Below are 18,769 nucleotides of genomic sequence, written 5' to 3'. Positions count from 1 at the left end.
CCGGGCGCGGCCGTCGCGAGCGCGGCCGCCCGCCGCGCGGCGTCGCCGCGGCGGCTGAGCGGCGGCGGGTCGGTGTCGAGGACGAGCGCGCCGGCGACCACTCCGCTGCCGGGGTCGCGCAGCACCAGCCGGTCGCCGTGCGCGAGCGGCAGCGGACGCGCCAGCCGCAGCCGCAGGTGGTCGTCGTCGAGCGGCCGCACCCGCACCGGTACGGCGGCCGTGCCGACGTGCAGGTGCAGCTGCTCGGGCAGCGTGGGGGGACCGCTGGTGCGCCGGACGTCGACGAGATCGCTCTCGCGCCAGCCCCCGGGCGTGACGACCGCGTCGCCGCGCGCGACCTCGTCGGCCCCGATCCCCCGCAGGTTGAGGGCGACGCGGCGGACCGGCCCGACGACGTCCCGCCCCGCGCCCTCGCTCTCGATCCGGCGGACGCCGGCGCCCATCCGTCCCCGGGGGCCGAGGATCTCGACGTCGTCGCCGGCCGAGAGGGTCCCCGTGGCGAGCGTCCCGGTGACGACCGTGCCCGCGCCGGCGACGCTGAACGAGCGGTCCACCCAGAGCCGCAGCCGGCCCTCGGCCGCGGGCGGCGCGGCGTCGAGGACGTCGGCGAGCGCGGCGATCAGGTCGTCGAGTCCGTCGCCGGTGATCGCCGACAGGACGACGACCGGCGCATCGCGCAGCCCGGTGTCGGCGAGCTCGACCGCGACCTGCGCGCGGGTCCGCTCGAGCTGCTCGGCGGACGCCCGGTCGGCGCAGGTCAGCGCGACCACGCCACGACCGATCCCGAGCGCGCGGACGGCGTCCCGGTGCTCGCTGCTCTGCGCCTGCCAGCCCGCGTCGGCTGCGACGACGAAGAGCACGACGGGCGCGGGGCCGAGCCCCGCCAGCATGTTGCCGACGAACCGCTGGTGCCCCGGGACGTCGACGAAGGCGACATGCGCGCCGCTCGGCAGCGTGGTCCAGGCGTAGCCGAGGTCGATGGTCAGGCCGCGGCGGCGCTCCTCCGCCCAGCGGTCCGGCTCGATGCCGGTGAGGGCGCGGACCAGCGTGCTCTTGCCGTGGTCGACGTGACCGGCCGTCGCGACGACGTGGGCCATCACTGAGTGCCGACGGCTCGCCGGAGCGCGGCGAGGAGGCGGTGGTCGTCGGACTCCGGGACGCAGCGCAGGTCGACCAGGCAGGCGCCGTCGTGGACCCGCGGCAGGACGGCCGGGTCGCCGGTCCGCAGCGCCGCCGCGGCCGTCTCGGGGAGACGGATCGCCCAGCCCGGCAGGGGTACGCCGGGCGCCCCGCCTCCCCCGACGCGTCCGTCGTGGGCGGCGACCGGGAGGCCGAGCTCGTCGGCGATGCGCCGCGTGCGGGCCTGCAGGATCGCGGGGTCGGCGTGCAGCGCCTGCGGGACCGGCGCGGGCGGCCCGGCGAGGGTGGCCTCGAGCGCGGCGAGGGTGAGCTTGTCGACCCGGACCGCGCGGGCCAGCGGATGCGTCGCGAGCCGCTCGATGATCGCGGTGGTGCCGAGCAGGAGCCCCGCCTGCGGGCCGCCGAGGAGCTTGTCGCCGCTCGCGACGACGAGGTCGGCTCCGGCGTCGAGGGCAGCGGTGGCGTCCGGCTCGTCGCTCAGCGCGGGGTCGGGACGGAGCAGTCCGCTGCCGAGGTCGGCGACGATCGGGAGCCCGCCGGCCGCCGTCCGCAGCTCAGCGACGGAGACCTCGCTGGTGAATCCCTCGACCCGGAAGTTGCTCGGGTGGATCTTGAGGATGCAGCCGGTGTCGGGGCCGATGGCGTCGACGTAGTCGCGCAGGTGGGTGCGGTTGGTGGTGCCGACCTCGCGCAGGCGGGCGCCGGTCGACGCGATCAGGTCGGGCAGCCGGAAGCCCGCGCCGATCTCGACCAGCTCGCCCCTGCTGACGATCACCTCGCGGCCGGCGGCGAGCGCGGTCGTGGCGAGGACGAGCGCGGCGGCGCCGTTGTTGACGACCAGCACGTCCTCGGCCGCGGGACAGGCGGCGCGCAGGGCCGCGCGGGCCTGGACACCGCGCTGGGAGCGGGATCCGGTGGCGAGATCGAGCTCGACGTCGACGTACCGGCTGGCGGCGACGAGCGCCGCGACCGCCGCATCGGACAGCGGTGCGCGGCCGAGATTGGTGTGGACGACGACGCCGGTGGCGTTGAGGACCGGCCGCAGCGTCGTCGCCCGGGCCGAGGCAGCGGCGAGCACCGCGGACTCGACGTCCTCGGGCGCGATCAGCCCGTCCCGGGCCTCCTGCTGGACCCGCCGGACGAGCGCGAGCAGGTGGTCGGTCCGCGGGATCCTGCGACGCGGGTCGGTCGCGGTCACTGGTCCTCCTCGGCTTGGTCGTGGCGGAGGCGGACGGGAATCGAACCCGCCAGACCGAGATGCTCGGCCTCCTCGGTTTTGAAGACCGGGGGGCCCACCAGGAACCCATACGCCTCCCCGCCGGGAGCAACTCTAGGGCGTGGTGTCGGGCCGTAGGCTTCGGTCATGTCTGCCCCCGCGGAGGTCGGTCGCCTGACGAGCTATGCGCACGGCGGCGGATGCGCCTGCAAGATCCCGCCGGGTGAGCTCGAGGAGGCCGTGCGCGGGCTGGTCGGGCAGGCCGGGCCGGACATCCTGGTGGGCGTCGACGACGGCGACGACGCGGCCGCCGTACGGGTGCGGGACGACCTGGCGGTGCTGTCGACCGCCGACTTCTTCACGCCCGTCGTCGACGACGCCTACGACTGGGGCCGGATCGCGGCGGCCAACGCGCTGTCGGACGTCTACGCGATGGGCGGGCGTCCGGTCGTCGCGATCAACCTCGTCGGCTGGCCGCGCGACGTCCTGCCGATGGAGCTGATGCGCGAGGTCCTGCGCGGCGGCCTCGACGTCGCCGCCGAGGCCGGCTGCCCCGTCATCGGCGGCCACACCATCGACGACCCCGAGCCGAAGTACGGCATGGCCGTCACCGGCATCGCCGACCCCGACCGGCTGCTCCGCAACGACGCCGCGGTCGCGGGCCTGCCGCTGACCCTGACCAAGCCGATCGGCGTCGGCCTGCTCAACAACCGCCACAAGCAGACCGGCGAGGTCTTCCCCGCCGCCGTCGAGCTGATGGCCTCCCTCAACCGCGACGCCTCCGCCGCCGCCCTCGCCGCCGGCGCCCGCGCCGCGACCGACGTGACCGGCTTCGGCCTCCTCGGCCACCTGCACAAGCTGTGCCGGGCCTCCGGCGTCGGCGCGGTGATCGACCGGGACGCCGTACCGGTGGTCGAGGGGGCCCTCGACGCCCTCGCCGCCGGCTACGTCTCCGGCGGGACCCGCCGCAACCTCGACTGGGTCCGCCCCCACCTGCGCCCCGGCGTCGGCGTCACCGACGACGACCTGCTGCTGCTCGCGGACGCGCAGACGTCGGGCGGGCTGCTGGTGGTCGGCGAGGTGCCGGGACATCCGGTGATCGGGCACACGGTGGCGGGCGCGGGGGTCGACGTCCGCTGATCGTTCGTCGTACCGGACGTTCTGGTCGTATTTTGGGCTGTTTTGCGACCGTTTCGTCCGGTACGACGGTCAGCGGGCGGTCGTGATCGAGTCCGACGTCTCCCCCGCGGCCCGGCGCGCGGCCAGCCGGCGTCGTTGCGGCTCGACGACGTACCGCGGGTCCTTGGTCGAGTGGATGCCCGCCTCGAACACCCCGAACCGGGTCAGCGCGGAGGCGCCGAGCAGCGCCAGCCCCGACAGGACGGCGAGCGGCCGGCGCCGTCCGCCGACCACGGTCCCCACCGCGCCGGCGAGCGCGAGGCGCTCGCTCCAGCGCAGCATCGTGCCGGCCTGGCCGTGGTGGAGGGGCTCGGCGGCGACCGGGTCCATCCGGCGCTCCATCAGCCTCATCGCGGCGACGTCGCCGATCACGCCCAGCACGGCGAGGGCGCGCGCCGGGCCGGCCTCGCCGACGGGCGTGGTGACCATGGCGAGTCCGGCGGAGGCGAGGCTCGCGGAGCTGACGAAGACGAACGGCAGGTCGCGGTGGGTGGCGTTCCAGGTGGGGACGGCCGTGTCGGCCAGCAGTACGGCGGTGTAGCCGGCCAGCGGCGCCGCGAAGACCGCCGCCTCCAGGCCCGCCGGCCCTTCCAGCGCGCGCAGCACCGGACGGAGGGGGCCGAGCGGCAGACGTGACCCGGACATCCGGTCGACCTCGGCGCCCACGGCGACGGTCAGGCCGCCCGCATAGGCGGTGAGGATCCACGACCCGACGCTCATCGGCGAGGTCACCTTGAACGTCCGCAGCATGTTGTAGAACCGGCTCGGCTTGCCCAGGTCGGCGACCAGCGCGACTCCCCCGAGCCCGATCGCGGCCATCGCCGACAGCCGCGCATTGCGCCGCAGCACCGCGCGTCCAGTCAGCTGCGCGCCCGCGGCCAGCAGCCCCGAGCCGCCGGCGACACCACCGAGGAACAGGTAGGCGGGGATCTCGTGGCCCCACGGCGGCGCCTTGACGATCGGCTTGTCGTAGTACGACGTGAACTCGGCCTCGGGGACCATCAGCTCCTCGCGACCGCCACGCCGCCCGCCCGGACGGCGACCACGCCCCCGGCGCCGACGATCCTCCGGCGGGCGCACCTCGTCGTACTCGCTCATCGTCCCCTCCAGAACGCCACCGCCGCGGCCGCGACCATCCCGGCCATCGCCACACCGGCGCGCTTGTACATCGTCATCAGGTCGGCGGTGCAGACCCGCGGGTCCGGCGGCAGGCCGTAGACCTCGGGCTCGTCGAGCAGCAGGAACACCGCGCCGGTGCCGCCGACGCCGTCGAGCTCATTGGCGCCGTAGAGCCGGGCCTCGGTCATCCCCTGCGCGTGCAGCTCGGCCACCCGCTCCCGCGCGGTCTCGACCATCGTGGCGTGGTCGCCGAACTTGATCGACGTCGTCGGGCAGGTCTGCGCGCACGCCGGCGTCTCGTCGTCGACGAGCCGGTCGTAGCAGAGCGTGCACTTCTGCGCGACGCCCCGCTTCGGCACCGGCGGCTGCTCGCCCTTGCGATGCCCCTCCCGGTACGTCGGCGCGGCGGTGCCGTCGCTGCGTCGCTCGACGACGCCGAACGGACAGCCCGCGACGCACGTGCCGCATCCGTTGCAGACGTCCGGCTGGATCACGACGGTGCCGAACTCGGTCCGGAAGAGCGCGCCCGTGGGGCACACGTCGAGACAGCCCGCATGGGTGCAGTGCTTGCAGACGTCGGAGGCCATCAGCCACCGGAACTCCGGCGTCTCCGGCGGCGACAGGTCGGGGGCGGGCGCGCCGATCGTCGGCATGCCGAGCGACACCAGCGCCTGTCCCGACGTACGGGCGGCGGCGATCTGCTCGCGTCCCTGCTCGACGAACGCCACGTGTCGCCAGGTGCTGGCGCCCAGCGAGACCGTGTTGTCGTAGGACATCCCGGTCAGCTCGAGGTCGCCGTCGCGCGGGTTCTGGTTCCACTCCTTGCACGCGACCTCGCAGGCCTTGCAGCCGATGCAGATCGAGGTGTCGGTGAAGAAGCCCTTGCGCGGATGCGTGTGCTCCGGCGTCCAGGCCGCGTCGGCGGTCGGGTCGGTCGGACCGCTCAGCTGGCCCACTACAAGCCCTCCTTCTCCGGGTCGGTCACCAGCTGGGTGCCGGTCGTCACCGAGACCCCCGCCCGCTCCTGGTACGACGCGACCAGGCGCTGCAGGTCGGCTCCCTGCGGGCGCCGTCCGGCGATCACGTCGCAGGAGGCCACCTTCGACTCCTGGATCTGCGTGTTCGGGTCGAGCATCACGCCGAGCAGGTCGTTGGCCGCGTCGCCCGTGACGACGGCGTCGCTGCCGACGCCCCAGTGGTAGGGCAGGCCGACCTGCTGGACCTCGCGGCCGTTGATGGTCAGGCTCTTCACCCGATCGGTCACCAGCACCCGCGCCTCGATCGCGGCGCGCGGCGAGATGATCGTCGCCCAGCCGCCGTTCTCGAGGCCGCGTTCGGCGGCGAGCTGCGGCGATACCTCGCAGAACATCTCCGGCTGCAGCTCCGCGAGGTACGGCGACCAGCGGCTCATCCCACCCGCGGTGTGGTGCTCGGTGAGCCGGTAGGTCGTGAACACGAACGGGTAGACGTCGGCCCCCGGCTGTCCCGCGCTCGGCGCCTCCATGTTGTCGGCGCGCGGCAGCAGCACCCGCGCGGGCGCCTGCTGCTGCGGGTAGAGCGCGTTGCGCACCGGCGACTCGGCCGCCTCGTAGTGGGTCGGCAGCGGGCCGTCGACGAGTCCCTTGGGCGTGTACAGCCAGCCCTTGCCGTCGGCCTGCATGATGAAGGGGTCGTCGCCGGCGAGGCCCTCGGCGCCGCCGAGCGACGGGTCGGGGCGGGCATGCGGGTCCTTGTCGACCGGGAAGTCGGGGACGTCGTCGCCGACCCAGCGGCCGGCCTCGGCGTCCCACCACAGGTACTTCTTGCGCTCACTCCACGGGTTGCCGTCGCGGTCGGCCGACGCGCGGTTGTAGAGCACCCGGCGGTCGGCCGGCCACACCCAGCCCCACTGCGACTGGGAGACGCCTCCCCCGCCCTGGGGGACGCGGCGCGCGGCCTGGTTGTGGCCGTCGGCGTAGACGCCGGTGTAGATCCAGCAGCCGCCGGCGGTGGTGCCGTCGGCCTTCATCTCCGTGTACGCCGACAGCGGCGTGCGGTCGGCCACGACGTAGCCGTTGATCTCGGCGAGCACCGCCTGCGGGTCGGGGTTGCCGTGCGCGTCGGGCGGATAGTCCCAGGTGAGGTCGAGCAGGGGCCGGTCGCGCGGGTCGGTCGAGTCGGCCAGCCGGGCGCGGATCCGCACGCCCAGCTCGTGGAAGAAGTCGAGCTCGCTCTGCGCCTGGCCCGGCGGCTGCACGGCCTGGTGCCGCCACTGGAGCATCCGCTGCGTCTGGGTGAACGACCCCGCCTTCTCGACGTGCGTCGCGGCTGGCATGAAGAACACCTCGGTCGCGATGTCCTCGGTGCGCAGCTCGCCGGACGCGATCTCGGGTCCGTCCTTCCACCAGGTCGCGGACTCGATCATGTTGAGGTCGCGGACGACGAGCCACTTCAGCTGCGCCATCGCCATCCGCTGCTGGCGGCCGTTGGCCGAGCCGACGGCGGGATTCTGGCCGAGGACGAAGTAGCCGTCGACCTTGCCGTCGAGCATCTCGCACGTCGTCTGGTAGGTGCCGTGCGCGCCGCTGAGCCGCGGCAGGTAGTCGAACGCCCAGTCGTTGTCGGCGGTCGCCGCGTCGCCCCACCACGCCTTCAGCAGGCTGACGACGTAGTTCTCGGCGTACGCCCAGAAGCCCTTCTGCTGCTTCGACGCGATCGCGCCGATGTAGTCGGCGTAGGTGTCGTGGACGCCGACGCTCGGCATCGGCAGATAGCCGGGCAGCAGGTTGAAGAGGGTCGGGATGTCGGTCGAGCCCTGGATGCTGGCGTGTCCGCGCAGCGCCATGATCCCGCTGCCGGGGCGGCCGACATTGCCCATCAGCAGCTGCAGGATCGCGGCGGTGCGGATGAACTGCGCGCCCAGCGTGTGCTGGGTCCAGCCGGTCGCGTAGCCGAAGCAGGTGGTCCGCTCCCGGCCGGAGTTCGCGGCGATGGCGTGGGCGACATAGGCGAAGTCGTCGAGGCTGATGCCGCACATGTCGCGCACCATCTCGGGGGTGTAGCGCGCGTAGTGGCGCTTGAGGATCTGGAAGACCGAGCGCGGGTGCGTCAGCGTCTCGTCGCGGACGACGCCCGCGTGCTCCAGCGCCGGACCGCCCGAGCCGTGCTCGTCGCCCGCCGCGCGCGCCGACGCGCTGGCGCCGTGCTCGTCACCGGCCGGCGCCGCCACGCCACCGCCCGTGGGATCGGCGTACGCCCACGACGAGTTGTCGTACTTGCCGGTCTCGGGGTCGAAGCCGGAGAACAGGCCGCCGAGGTCCTCGGTGTCGCGGAAGTCCTCGTTGACCAGGGTCGCGGCGTTGGTGAACGCGACGACGTAGTCGTGGAAGTAGAGGTCGTTGCTGAGCATGTGGTTGATCAGCCCGCCGAGGAAGACGACGTCGGAGCCGGCCCGGATCGCGACGTGCTTGGTCGCCACGGCCGAGGTCCTGGTGAACCGCGGGTCGACGTGGATCACCTTGGCGCCCTTGGCGAGCGCCTCACTGACCCACTGGAAGCCCACGGGGTGCGCTTCGGCCATGTTGCCGCCCATCAGGATGATGCAGTCGGCGTTGGCCATGTCCTGGAGGGACTGCGTGGCACCGCCACGCCCGAACGAGGCTCCCAGACTGGGAACCGTGGCGGAGTGTCAAATACGAGCCTGGTTCTCGATCTGGATCGCGCCGGCGGCGGTGAAGAGCTTCTTGATCAGGTAGTTCTCTTCGTTGTCGAGCGTCGCGCCGCCGAGCGAGGCGATCCGCATCGTGCGCCGCAGCGGGCGCCCGTGCTCGTCGTGGTCCTGCCAGCCGTGGCGGCGGGCGGCGAGGAAGCGGTCGGCGATCATGTCGATCGCGGTGTCGAGGTCGAGGTCGGTCCAGTCGGTGGCGTACGGCGCCCGGTAGCGGATCCGCGTCTGGCGCAGCGGGTTGTTGACCAGCTGCTCGCTCGAGGAGCCCTTGGGGCACAGCCGTCCCCGCGAGATCGGCGAGTCGGGGTCGCCCTCGATCTGGACGACCTTCTCGTCCTTGACGTAGACCTTCTGGCCGCACCCGACGGCGCAGAACGGGCAGACGCTCCGGACGACGCGGTCGGCGGTCGCCGTACGGGGCTGGGTGGCGCGGGTCCGCGCGGACTGCACGGCGGGCCCCCGGCCGAACCGGTCACCGGTCAGGGCCTGGCGGAGGACGGGCCACTCGAGCGGGCTCCACGCTGCCATGTCAGCGACCTTACCGCTCGATCGCCATGGTGGGGCGGGGTAGACGGACGCGTCCGGAGACGAGTGCCGCCGCGGCCACGCCGGCGACCACGCCGAGCACCGTGTCGGCCCCGCGGGCGAGCAGCAGGTCGAGCGGGTCGGACGGCGCCGCGAGCTCGGTCATCAGCATGATCAGCGGCGTGAAGAAGCCCAGCGCGATGCCGTGGTGGCGGGCCAGGAAGAGCTCGGTCGGGAACAGCAGCGCGATCGCCACCAGCGCCAGGACGGCGGGCCGCGGCTCCGGCAGCAGGACGGCGGCGGTGACGAGCAGGCCGGCGAGCGTGCCGGCGACGCGGTGGCCGGCGCGGTCGACGACGGCGCGCAGGTCGAGCGGCTCGCCGGGCGTGATCACCGCGAGCGGTACGGCGGCCGCCGTCATCGCCCAGTTGGCGTGATCGAGCCCCAGGCCGAGTCCGAGCAGCCCGGCCGCCGCGGTGGCCAGCGCGTAGCGGATCGCCTGCGCGACGGCGCCCGCCGGCAGCCCGGTCTCCCTCGGCTCGGCGTCGGCGGCAGGTGCGGGGTCGCGGTCGAGCAGCCCGAGCGCCATCGCCCCGACCGCGGTGCCCGCGCAGAGCGCGATCGCGACCCACGGCGCGACCAGCGCCGGGCTGACGCTGGCCGTGGCGCCGAGCGCGAAGATCCCGAAGAAGGGCCCGCCGGGGCGCAGCCGGAGCCGGTCGGTGACCAGCGAGCCGAGGGTGGCGAAGCCGATCACGGCGAGCAGCAGCACGCGCGCCGGGGCGTCGGTGGCGGCGAGTGTGACGCCGAGACCGACCCCGGTGACGATCATGCCCGCGCCGTGGAACTGGTGCCTCAGCCGCTCCCGCGGCCCGGCGGCGCGGCCGTACATGCCGGCGAACGAGCCGAAGACGACGTACAGCAGCAGGTCGGGGCGGCCCACGACGAGCAGCACCGCGCCGGGCACGAGCAGCCCGAGCGCGACCCGGGCCGCGTGCCGGTGGTCGGACGGCGGCTGCCTCACTCCGGCAGGGTCCCTCGGATCGTCATGCACGTCAAAGATCGATCGTGCATGGCCTGATCAGCGATGTCTATCGATCGCCGCCCCGGCGAGCGACGCCTAGGGTGGACTCCCGCCCGCACTCCCGGAGGTCCGCTGCCGATGCCCACCCCGCAGGCCGTGCTCGCCCCGCTCACCGAGTCCGCGATCTTCTTGACCCTCACCCTCGACGAGTCCGCGCCCGGCGTCGCGGACACCGTGCGCGCACTGCTCGGCGACGTCGGCGGACTGCGCCGCTCGGTCGGCTTCCGCATCCCCGAGGGCGAGCTGACCTGCGTCGCCGGCATCGGAGCCGACGCCTGGGACCGGGTCTTCTCCCTCTCCCGCCCCGCCGGCCTGCATCCCTTCCGCGAGGTCGCCGGCGCCCGGCACCGCGCGCCGGCCACGGCGGGCGACCTCTTCTTCCACCTGCGCGCCCACCGCCTCGACCTCTGCTTCGAGCTCGCCCAGCACCTGGTCGACCGGCTGGCCGGCGTCGCGCGCGTCGTCGACGAGGTCCACGGCTTCCGCTCCTTCGACCAGCGCGACCTGCTCGGGTTCGTCGACGGCACCGAGAACCCCGAGGGCGACGAGAGGTCGGCAGCCGTGCTCATCGGCGCCGAGGACGCGTCGTACGCCGGCGGCAGCTATGTCGTCACCCAGAAGTACGTCCACGACCTCACCGCCTGGAACGCCCTCAGCATCGAGGACCAGGAGCGGGCCGTCGGCCGCACCAAGCTCGCCGACGTCGAGCTGGCCGACGACGTCAAGCCGAGCAACGCGCACGTCGCGCTCACGACGATCGTCGACGACGACGGCACCGAGCGCGCCATCGTGCGCGACAACATGCCCTTCGGCCGGGTCGGCGCCGGCGAGTTCGGCACCTACTTCATCGGCTACGCCAAGGAGCCCGGCGTCATCGAGGAGATGCTCGAGAACATGTTCGTCGGCAGGCCGGCCGGCAACCACGACCGGGTGCTCGACTTCTCGACCGCGCTCACCGGGACGCTCTTCTTCGTCCCGTCCGCCGACCTCCTCGACGCCGCCGACGACGGAGCACCCGGCGAGTAAGGCTTGCCTTACGTGCGTATCTCACATGATCCCGGTCACCTACCGGCCGGTAGCGGGAGTAGCCTGACCTCCCGTGGCATCGACGACGCGTCCCCCATTGGTGAAGGGCTCCCGTGCAGCCCGTTCGACCATCGCCCTCAAACTCCTCATGGCCGCCAGCGGCCTGCTGTTCATCGCCTTCGTTCTGGGGCACATGTACGGCAACCTCAAGGCCTTCGCGGGCGAGGAGACCTTCAACGAGTACGCACACCACCTCCGTGTACTGGGTGAGCCACTGCTCCCCTACTCGGGATTCCTCTGGATCATGCGCGTCGGCCTCCTGGTCGCGCTCGTCGTCCACGTGGGCTCCGCGGTGGCTCTGGCGAGGCGCGCGGCGAAGGCCCGCCCGGTGAAGTACGCCGTGAAGAAGAACAACGGCTCGTCCTTCTCCTCGCGCACCATGCGCTGGGGCGGCGTGACGATCCTGATCTTCATCGTGTGGCACCTGCTCAACTTCACCATCGTCAAGATCAACCCGAGCAACGGCGACACCGGCGGCGAGAACCCCTACCGCCTCCTCGTCGACACCTTCGACACCCCGTGGATGACGGTCATCTACCTCCTGGCGATGGCGGCGCTCGCGCTGCACCTGCACCACGGCACCTTCAGCTCGCTGCAGACGCTCGGCTTCACCAACTCCGCCACCTCCCGCGCCCGTGCGCGTGCGGCCGGCTGGGTCGTCGCCATCGTGGTCGCCGGCGGCTTCTCGCTGGTCCCGCTGTCCGTGCTCGTCGGCATCATCGAGAAGTAAGGGGCCAACGAACATGGCTGCAGGAACCCACTACCTCCCCGGTCTCACCGAGACCAACACGCCGTCGGTCCAGACCTCCGACGACGCCGCCGGCTACTACGAGCTCGGCGACAAGCTGGTCGACCCCCACGCGCCCACCGGCCCGATCGCCGAGCGCTGGACGACGCGCAAGTTCGAGAACCGCCTGGTCAACCCGGCCAACCGGCGCAAGCTCGACATCATCATCGTCGGCACCGGCCTCGCCGGTGGCGCCGCCGCCGCCACGCTCGGCGAGGCCGGCTACAACGTGAAGTCCTTCTGCTACCAGGACTCCCCGCGCCGGGCGCACTCGATCGCCGCCCAGGGCGGCATCAACGCCGCGAAGAACTACAAGGAGGACGGCGACTCGACGTACCGTCTCTTCTACGACACGGTCAAGGGCGGCGACTACCGCTCGCGCGAGTCGAACGTCTACCGCCTCGCCGAGGTCTCGGCCAACATCATCGACCAGTGCGTCGCGCAGGGCGTTCCCTTCGCCCGCGAGTACGGCGGCCTGCTCGACAACCGCTCGTTCGGCGGCGTCCAGGTCTCCCGCACGTTCTACGCGCGGGGCCAGACGGGCCAGCAGCTGCTGATCGGCGCCTACCAGGCCATGGAGCGCCAGGTCGCGGCCGGCACCGTCGAGCAGTTCACCCGCCACGAGATGCTCGACCTGATCGTCATCGACGGCAAGGCCCGCGGCATCGTCGCGCGCGACATGGTGACCGGCGCGATCGAGACCCACCTCGCCGACGTCGTCGTCCTCGCCTCCGGCGGCTACGGCAACGTCTTCTACCTGTCGACCAACGCGATGGGCTCCAACGTGATGGCGGCGTGGCGCGCGCACCGCAAGGGCGCCTACATGGCCAACCCCTGCTACACGCAGATCCACCCGACCTGCATCCCGATCTCGGGCGCGCACCAGTCGAAGCTGACCCTGATGTCGGAGTCGCTGCGCAACGACGGCCGGATCTGGGTGCCCAAGAAGGCCGAGGACTGCGAGAAGGACCCGCGGGACATCCCCGAGGAGGACCGCGACTACTACCTCGAGCGCATCTACCCGTCGTTCGGCAACCTGGTCCCCCGCGACATCGCCTCGCGTGCGGCCAAGTACATGTGCGACGAGGGCCGCGGCGTCGGTCCCGCGATCGAGGAGCCCCAGCCCGACGGCACCACCAAGATGGTCCGGCGCGGCGTCTACCTCGACTTCGCCGACGCGATCAAGCGTCTCGGCAAGGACGGCGTCGAGGAGAAGTACGACAACCTCCTCGACATGTACGAGCGGATCACGGGCGAGAACCCGTACGAGGTGCCGATGCGCATCTACCCCGCCGTCCACTACGTCATGGGCGGCCTGTGGGTCGACTACGAGCTCCGCTCCAACATCGACGGCCTGTTCGTCACCGGTGAGGCCAACTTCTCCGACCACGGCGCCAACCGTCTCGGCGCCTCGGCCCTGATGCAGGGTCTCGCCGACGGCTACTTCGTCCTCCCGAACACCATCCGCGAGTACCTCGCCGACGGCCCGTTCGAGAAGATCGACGACACGCACCCCGAGGTCAAGGCGACGCTGGACGCCGTCAACGAGCGCGTGGCCACGCTGATGTCGATCAACGGCACCCGCTCGGTCGAGTCCATCCACAAGGAGCTCGGCTCCATCATGTGGGAGTACTGCGGCATGGAGCGCACCGAGGAGGGCCTCAAGCTCGCGATCGAGAAGATCAAGCAGCTCCGCAAGGAGTTCTGGACCAACGTCCGCGTGCTCGGCTCCCCCGAATCGCTCAACCAGGACCTCGAGAAGGCCAACCGCGTCGCCGACTTCATCGAGCTCGGCGAGCTCATGTGCATCGACGCCCTCAACCGCCGCGAGTCCTGCGGCGGCCACTTCCGTGCCGAGTCCCAGACCGAGGACGGCGAGGCGCTGCGCCACGACGACGAGTTCGCGTACGTCGCGGCCTGGGAGTGGGGCGGCGACTCCAACGACGGCGGCAAGCCGATCCTGCACAAGGAAGACCTGATCTACACCGCTATCGAGCTCAAGCAGAGGAGCTACAAGTGAGCGAGCGAAGCGAGCGAACGAACATGTACTGCGAAGCCGCTTCACTTGTGGCCGATGCGAAGCGAGGACTCAAGTGAAGCTCACCCTCAAGATCTGGCGGCAGGAGAACGCCGCTGCCCAGGGTGCGATGCGCACCTACGAGCTCGACGGCGTCTCCTCCGACATGTCCTTCCTGGAGATGCTCGACCTGCTCAACGAGCAGCTCGTCACGGGCGGCGAGGAGCCGGTCGCGTTCGACTCCGACTGTCGCGAGGGCATCTGCGGCATGTGCTCGCTGATGATCAACGGCGAGGCGCACGGCCCGGAGGTCACCACGACCTGCCAGCTGCACATGCGCTCGTTCAGCGACGGCGACACGATCACGATCGAGCCGTGGCGCGCCGAGCCGTTCCCGGTCATCAAGGACCTGGTCGTCGACCGCTCCGCGTTCGACCGGATCATCCAGTCCGGCGGCTTCATCTCGGCCAACACCGGCTCCGCGCCCGAGGCCAACTCGGTCCCGGCCCCGCGTGACAAGGCGATGCGCGCGTTCAACGTCGCGACCTGCATCGGCTGCGGCGCCTGCGTCGCCGCCTGCCCGAACGGCTCGGCGTCCCTCTTCCTGGGCGCCAAGATCACCCACCTGGGCGAGCTGCCGCAGGGCCAGCCGGAGCGCTGGACCCGCGTCGTCGACATGGTCGGCCAGCACGACCACGAGGGCTTCGGTGGCTGCACGAACATCGGTGAGTGCGCCTCGGCCTGCCCGAAGGAGATCCCGCTCGACGTGATCTCCCAGCTCAACAAGGACCTGCGCACCGCGCTGAAGAACGGTCACTGACCGCTTCGACGTCCGATCCGGCGCCGCACCAGCCTGGCTGGTGCGGCGCCGGCGCTTTTCGGGGAGTCGGCGGCACGAACCATCCACCGTTCGCGTCGAAATCAGCCGATCCGGCCCGAAACAGCCCGAACCGTGGATGGTTGAGGAAGCCGCTCCCTGACCAGACCCGGTTCTGGCACGATCACCCCGTGGGGGCCAGCACGATCCGAGCACGGATGCAGGACCACCACGCCCACCTCCACATGAGGCGGTGGATGCTCGACTTCGACCAGGCCGAGGCCGAGCGGGACTTCCTCCGGCACGACGACGCCCAGGGTCTGCGTGCCGCCACCTTCGCGCTCGCGATCGGGATCCTCTTCACCAGTGCGTACGGCGTGGTGGACGCCCTGGTCCTGCCCGACAACCTGCTCCCGGCGCTCCTGCTCCGCGTCGCTCTGGTCTCGGTGTTGGTGGTCTCCGCGGCCACGCTGCGCGCGCCGATCATCAGGGACCACCTGCAGACGGCGTCGGTCCTGCTGCTCACGATCCTGCTGCTCGGCCTCGGCCCGGCGCTGGCCCAGGTGGGCGATTTCCCGACGGAGTACCTGCGCACCTCGGCGACGATCACCCTGCTCGGCGCGATCGGCCTGCTGCGGCTGCGGATGCACGCGGTGATGGCGATCGAGGCGGTGTTCGTCGTGGTCTGCCTGACCTTCCCCGGCGCGCTGGGCGGGGTCGACGCGATCGGGGCGCACGTGGCGCCGACGGTCGGCATCGCGGCGATCGCGTGGGTGGTCGCCTATGCACTGGAGCGGCTGCGCCGTACCGACTTCCTGCGCCAGCGCGAGGTGGAGGCGGAGCGGGCCCGGTCGGAGGAGATCCTGCACAACGTGCTGCCGGTGCCGATCGCGCAGCGGCTACGCACCGAGCGCGGCGCGATCGCTGACTCGGCGCCGAGCGTGAGCGTGCTCTTCTCCGACATCGTCGGCTTCACGCCCGTGTCGGAGGCGCTCTCCCCCGAGGAGCTGGTGCACCTGCTCGACACGATGTTCCGCGAGTTCGACGCGCTCTGCGACGAGCGCGGCATCGAGAAGATCAAGACCGTCGGCGACGCATACATGGCGGTCGCCGGCCTCCCGACGCCCGACGACGACCACGCGGCGTCGCTGGCCGAGCTCGCCCTCGACATGCAGCGCACGCTGACGCGCCTCTCCCCCGCCTGGCCGAGCCCGATCGCGATGCGGATCGGCATCGCGTCCGGACCGGTGGTCGCGGGGGTCATCGGGCAGCGGAAGTTCACCTACGACCTGTGGGGCGACACGGTCAACACCGCCAGCCGGATGGAGTCCCACGGCCGCCCGCACCGGATCCAGGTCTCCGCCGCGACGCATGCGCTGCTCGAGAGCCGCTACATGTTCAGCGACCCGCAGGTGATCGACGTCAAGGGCAAGGGGCCGATGACGACGTACTTCCTGCTGGGCGCGCCGGCCTAGGCCCAGGGCCGCTCGCGCGGGAGGTCGGCCGCCGCCCGCTGCAGCATCGCGTTGTACGCCGCCAGCTCCGCGTCGCCGTCCCGGTCGGCCGCCCGGTCGCGCCGACGGGCCTCCCGATCGTCGTCGCGCCACCACTGGATGACGAGCACGACGATGACCATCACCATGGGGACCTCGCCGAGCGCCCAGTTCATCGCGCCGGCGAGCTGCTGGTCGTCGGCGAGACTCCGCACGTAGGGCACGTCGAGCAGCCGGAAGTAGTCGCCGCCGATGATCCGCTCCGAGCCCATGACGCTGATCGAGAAGAAGGCGTGGAAGGGCATGGTGACGAGGAGCAGCATCAGTCGCCCGACGTACGACGTCCCGCGCCCCGGCCGGTCGCCGATGAGCACCTCGAAGAACACCAGCCCGGCCAGCAGGAAGTGCGCCTCCATCGCCAGGTGTCCGAGGTGATGGCGCATGAGGGTGTCGAAGAGGCCGCTGAAGTAGACGGCGTACAGGCTGCCGACGAGCAGGACGGCGGCCGTGACCGGGTGCAGCACCAGCCGCGACAGCCGCGAGTCCAGCGCCGCGGCGAGAAGCTGGCGCGGGCCGGTGCCGCCGGGGACGTCGCTGCCCGGCAGCGCCCGCAGCGCGAGCTGGAGCGGGCGACCGGACACGAGCAGGATCGGCGCGACCATCGACAGCAGCATGTGCGCGGCCATGTGGGCGCTGAACATCACGCCGGAGTAGGTGCCGAGCCCGCCGAAGGTGGCGTAGCCGACGACGGCGAGCCCCGCGAACCAGACGATCGTGCGTCCGAGCGACCAGTGGTCGCCGCGGCGGCGCAGGGTCCGGATCCCGACCAGGTACGCCGCGGCGCCGACCCCCACGACCAGGAACCCCAGCCCCGACGGCGTGAACGACCACAGCAGCCGCCCCAGCGTCGGCGCGGGCGGCAGCGGGCCGCCCAGCAGCGTCTCGGCGAGCGTGGTGAGCGTCGTGGGCGCGGGCGGCGGGGTCCGGGCGAGGCCGACGCCGGCGCCGACCGCCACCGCCATCACGAGCAGCTCGAGGCCGGCGAGGCGGAGCAGCAGCGCCCAGTCCGGCACGGCGAGCGCGACCACCCGCCGGCGCACGCTGAGCCCGATCGCGCCGAGGGCGAGCAGGGCGGCGGTCTTGACCAGCACCACGACGCCGTACGACGACGCGAGGTGCCCGAGGCTGCCGAGCCGCACCCAGGCGCTGACGATCCCCGAGGCCGCGGTCAGCCCGAGGCACCAGCCGGCGAGCGAGGAGAACCGCCGCAGCGCCCGGTCGCGGACCTGTCCGGCGACCGCGAGGTGCCACCACAGCGCAAGCACGCCGCCGATCCACACCACCGCGGTCGTCACGTGCACGACCAGGGCGAGGACCGCCGTGTCGTGGTGCCCCGCCGACGCCGCGTGACCGGTCAGGAGCGGCGGGACGACGGCCGCGAGCCCGAGCCCGAGGAGCACCAGCGCAGCGCGCGCGGTGAGGACCCACCGCGCCGCGACCGCGACGACGAGCGCCAGCGCGGCCTGGGCCAGCAGCGCCCGTGGCTGGTCGACGCCGGTCGCGAAGCCGCGCAGCTCGTGCCAGCGGATCGAGGTGACCGGCACCGCGAACTGGTCGGAGTAGGCGAGGACGACCTGTGCCAGGGCCACGACGAACCACGCGGCGGCGAGCGGGCGGACCGGGCGCAGCGCGCGGAACGCCGTACTGCCCAGCTCGTCGGCGGGCCGCCGCATGGTCAGCGGCGTCACCAGCAGCGCCGCGACGACCGCGACCGCGAGGACGTCGGACGCGAGCCGGAGCAGCGGTAGGCCCCATCCGGTCAGCCGGCCAGGATCGGGGATGCCCGCGACCGGGGCCTGCGGCGCTCCCCCGCCGGCGAGCAGGACGACGGTCGTCGCGCCCGCCGCGAGGACGACACCGGCCGCGACCGGCGCCAGGGACCGTCGGGTCATCGGGTTCGCCGCCGGGTCCAGAGCAGGAGGCCGCCGACGACCACGAACAGCCCGACCGCGACGCCCGCGACGACCGGCAGCCGCGCGGAGCTCTCGGCCTCGACGACCGGCGCCGCCTCCGTGCCGACCGCGAAACCGATCGTGCCCGCCACCGCGTGGCCGTCCTCGGAGACCACCCGGTAGGCGATCTCGTAGCCTCCCTTCGCGGCGCCCTTGCCGGCGCCCTTGCGCGCGACGGCGACGCTGACCGAGGGACCGTCGACCTTCACCTCGCCGCGGTCGACGCGGGTGCCGTCGGCGGCCGTGACCACGACGTACGCCGGCGTTCCGATCGGCTCACTGAACTCCAGCGAGACCGACGCCGGCAGCCGGTCGAGCCGCTGGCCCTCGGCAGGGTCGCTGGTGACCAGGCCGGCGTGGGCGGAGGCGGGCAGGCTCCAGCCGGAGAGGAGGACGGCGGCGAGCGCCGAGGCGAGCGCGGGCAGGACGAGGAGATGCTTCTTCACGGGTGCTTTCCGTTCGGTGGGCGCGCGGGCGCGCGCAGGGGCGCGACGCGCGCCACCGGGGACGGTCAGCGCACGGCGCAGAGGGCGAGGGGTACGGCGAGCGCCGGCGGCGGCCGGGGCCGGCCCACGCGCCCGGCGAGCC

The 18,769-nt window shown here is 72.7% G+C and carries 14 protein-coding genes and 1 tRNA gene; 6 read left to right on the top strand and 9 right to left on the bottom strand.

Features of this window, described 5'->3' with window-relative positions; genetic code table 11:
* From selB to AB4880_RS22610, 3 genes are all read right to left on the bottom strand, one after another.
* Positions 1 to 1,097, bottom strand: a 1,097-nt coding sequence (gene selB / locus AB4880_RS22620; protein ID WP_367921483.1) for a selenocysteine-specific translation elongation factor, incomplete at its 3' end; no start/stop codon positions are given.
* Entirely contained in the window at positions 1,097 to 2,338 is a 1,242-nt protein-coding gene (selA, locus tag AB4880_RS22615) for an L-seryl-tRNA(Sec) selenium transferase (protein WP_367921482.1), read from the bottom strand. The genes selA and selB, both read right to left, overlap by 1 nt.
* A gap of 21 nt (positions 2,339 to 2,359) precedes the next feature.
* Positions 2,360 to 2,455: transfer RNA gene (locus tag AB4880_RS22610), tRNA-Sec, on the bottom strand.
* Positions 2,456 to 2,503: 48 nt separating this feature from the next.
* On the opposite strand from AB4880_RS22610, the gene selD reads away from it, so the two are divergent.
* On the top strand, positions 2,504 to 3,496 hold the full coding sequence (gene selD, locus AB4880_RS22605) for a selenide, water dikinase SelD (RefSeq protein ID WP_367921481.1): 993 nt from the start codon (positions 2,504 to 2,506) through the stop codon (positions 3,494 to 3,496).
* A 69-nt stretch (positions 3,497 to 3,565) separates the two neighbouring features.
* Here selD and nrfD read toward each other — a convergent pair whose 3' ends face one another.
* From nrfD to AB4880_RS22585, 4 genes are read right to left on the bottom strand one after another with little or no spacing between them, the layout of a single operon-like run.
* Positions 3,566 to 4,633 (bottom strand): NrfD/PsrC family molybdoenzyme membrane anchor subunit, encoded by a 1,068-nt coding sequence (gene nrfD / locus AB4880_RS22600; RefSeq protein ID WP_367921480.1) that lies wholly within the window; start codon positions 4,631 to 4,633, stop codon positions 3,566 to 3,568.
* Positions 4,630 to 5,610 carry a 4Fe-4S dicluster domain-containing protein gene (locus AB4880_RS22595; protein WP_367921479.1) on the bottom strand — a complete coding sequence of 327 codons (981 nt, stop codon included), beginning with the start codon at positions 5,608 to 5,610 and terminating at the stop codon, positions 4,630 to 4,632. Before AB4880_RS22595 ends, nrfD begins: the two co-directional genes overlap by 4 nt.
* Positions 5,610 to 8,888, bottom strand: a complete 3,279-nt coding sequence (gene fdh, locus AB4880_RS22590; protein WP_367921478.1) for a formate dehydrogenase — start codon at positions 8,886 to 8,888, stop codon at positions 5,610 to 5,612. The genes AB4880_RS22595 and fdh overlap by 1 nt, the downstream gene beginning before the upstream one ends.
* A 10-nt stretch (positions 8,889 to 8,898) precedes the next feature.
* The gene (locus AB4880_RS22585) at positions 8,899 to 9,909 is read right to left on the bottom strand and encodes an FUSC family protein (protein ID WP_367921477.1); all 1,011 of its coding nucleotides are present in this window, start codon (positions 9,907 to 9,909) and stop codon (positions 8,899 to 8,901) included.
* A 138-nt stretch (positions 9,910 to 10,047) separates the two neighbouring features.
* Between AB4880_RS22585 and AB4880_RS22580 the strand changes: the two genes are divergently transcribed.
* The 5 genes from AB4880_RS22580 (at position 10,048) to AB4880_RS22560 (ending at position 16,151) form a co-directional block, all read left to right on the top strand.
* Entirely contained in the window at positions 10,048 to 10,995 is a 948-nt protein-coding gene (locus AB4880_RS22580) for a Dyp-type peroxidase (protein ID WP_367921476.1), read from the top strand.
* A gap of 73 nt (positions 10,996 to 11,068) precedes the next feature.
* Positions 11,069 to 11,785, top strand: a complete 717-nt coding sequence (locus tag AB4880_RS22575; RefSeq protein ID WP_367921475.1) for a succinate dehydrogenase cytochrome b subunit — start codon at positions 11,069 to 11,071, stop codon at positions 11,783 to 11,785.
* Positions 11,786 to 11,798: 13 nt separating this feature from the next.
* Positions 11,799 to 13,862, top strand: coding sequence for a fumarate reductase/succinate dehydrogenase flavoprotein subunit (locus tag AB4880_RS22570; protein WP_367921474.1), 2,064 nt, complete (start codon positions 11,799 to 11,801; stop codon positions 13,860 to 13,862).
* Positions 13,863 to 13,935: 73 nt separating this feature from the next.
* Positions 13,936 to 14,679, top strand: coding sequence for a succinate dehydrogenase/fumarate reductase iron-sulfur subunit (locus AB4880_RS22565; protein WP_367921473.1), 744 nt, complete (start codon positions 13,936 to 13,938; stop codon positions 14,677 to 14,679).
* 188 nt (positions 14,680 to 14,867) lie between these two features.
* Positions 14,868 to 16,151 (top strand): adenylate/guanylate cyclase domain-containing protein, encoded by a 1,284-nt coding sequence (locus AB4880_RS22560; RefSeq protein WP_367921472.1) that lies wholly within the window; start codon positions 14,868 to 14,870, stop codon positions 16,149 to 16,151.
* Here the strand turns inward: AB4880_RS22560 and AB4880_RS22555 are convergent.
* Complete coding sequence (locus AB4880_RS22555) at positions 16,148 to 18,121, bottom strand: bifunctional copper resistance protein CopD/cytochrome c oxidase assembly protein (RefSeq protein ID WP_367921471.1); 1,974 nt, start codon at positions 18,119 to 18,121, stop codon at positions 16,148 to 16,150. The genes AB4880_RS22560 and AB4880_RS22555 overlap by 4 nt on opposite strands.
* Positions 18,118 to 18,627 (bottom strand): copper resistance CopC family protein, encoded by a 510-nt coding sequence (locus tag AB4880_RS22550; RefSeq protein WP_367921470.1) that lies wholly within the window; start codon positions 18,625 to 18,627, stop codon positions 18,118 to 18,120. The genes AB4880_RS22555 and AB4880_RS22550 overlap by 4 nt, the downstream gene beginning before the upstream one ends.
* Positions 18,628 to 18,769 lie beyond the last annotated feature (142 nt).

Source organism: Nocardioides ginsengisoli (assembly GCF_039537225.1).
GTDB classification, from domain to species: domain Bacteria; phylum Actinomycetota; class Actinomycetes; order Propionibacteriales; family Nocardioidaceae; genus Nocardioides; species Nocardioides ginsengisoli.
Note: the sequence above shows the minus strand (reverse complement) of the source record. Positions and strands in the feature narration are given on the sequence as shown.

Coding starts and splice junctions, on each gene's coding strand:
- AB4880_RS22570 (WP_367921474.1), top strand. CDS start 11,799: ATGGCTGCAGGAACCCACTACCTCCCCGGTCTCACCGAGACCAACACG.
- selD (WP_367921481.1), top strand. CDS start 2,504: ATGTCTGCCCCCGCGGAGGTCGGTCGCCTGACGAGCTATGCGCACGGC.
- AB4880_RS22555 (WP_367921471.1), bottom strand. CDS start 18,121: ATGACCCGACGGTCCCTGGCGCCGGTCGCGGCCGGTGTCGTCCTCGCG.
- nrfD (WP_367921480.1), bottom strand. CDS start 4,633: ATGAGCGAGTACGACGAGGTGCGCCCGCCGGAGGATCGTCGGCGCCGG.
- AB4880_RS22580 (WP_367921476.1), top strand. CDS start 10,048: ATGCCCACCCCGCAGGCCGTGCTCGCCCCGCTCACCGAGTCCGCGATC.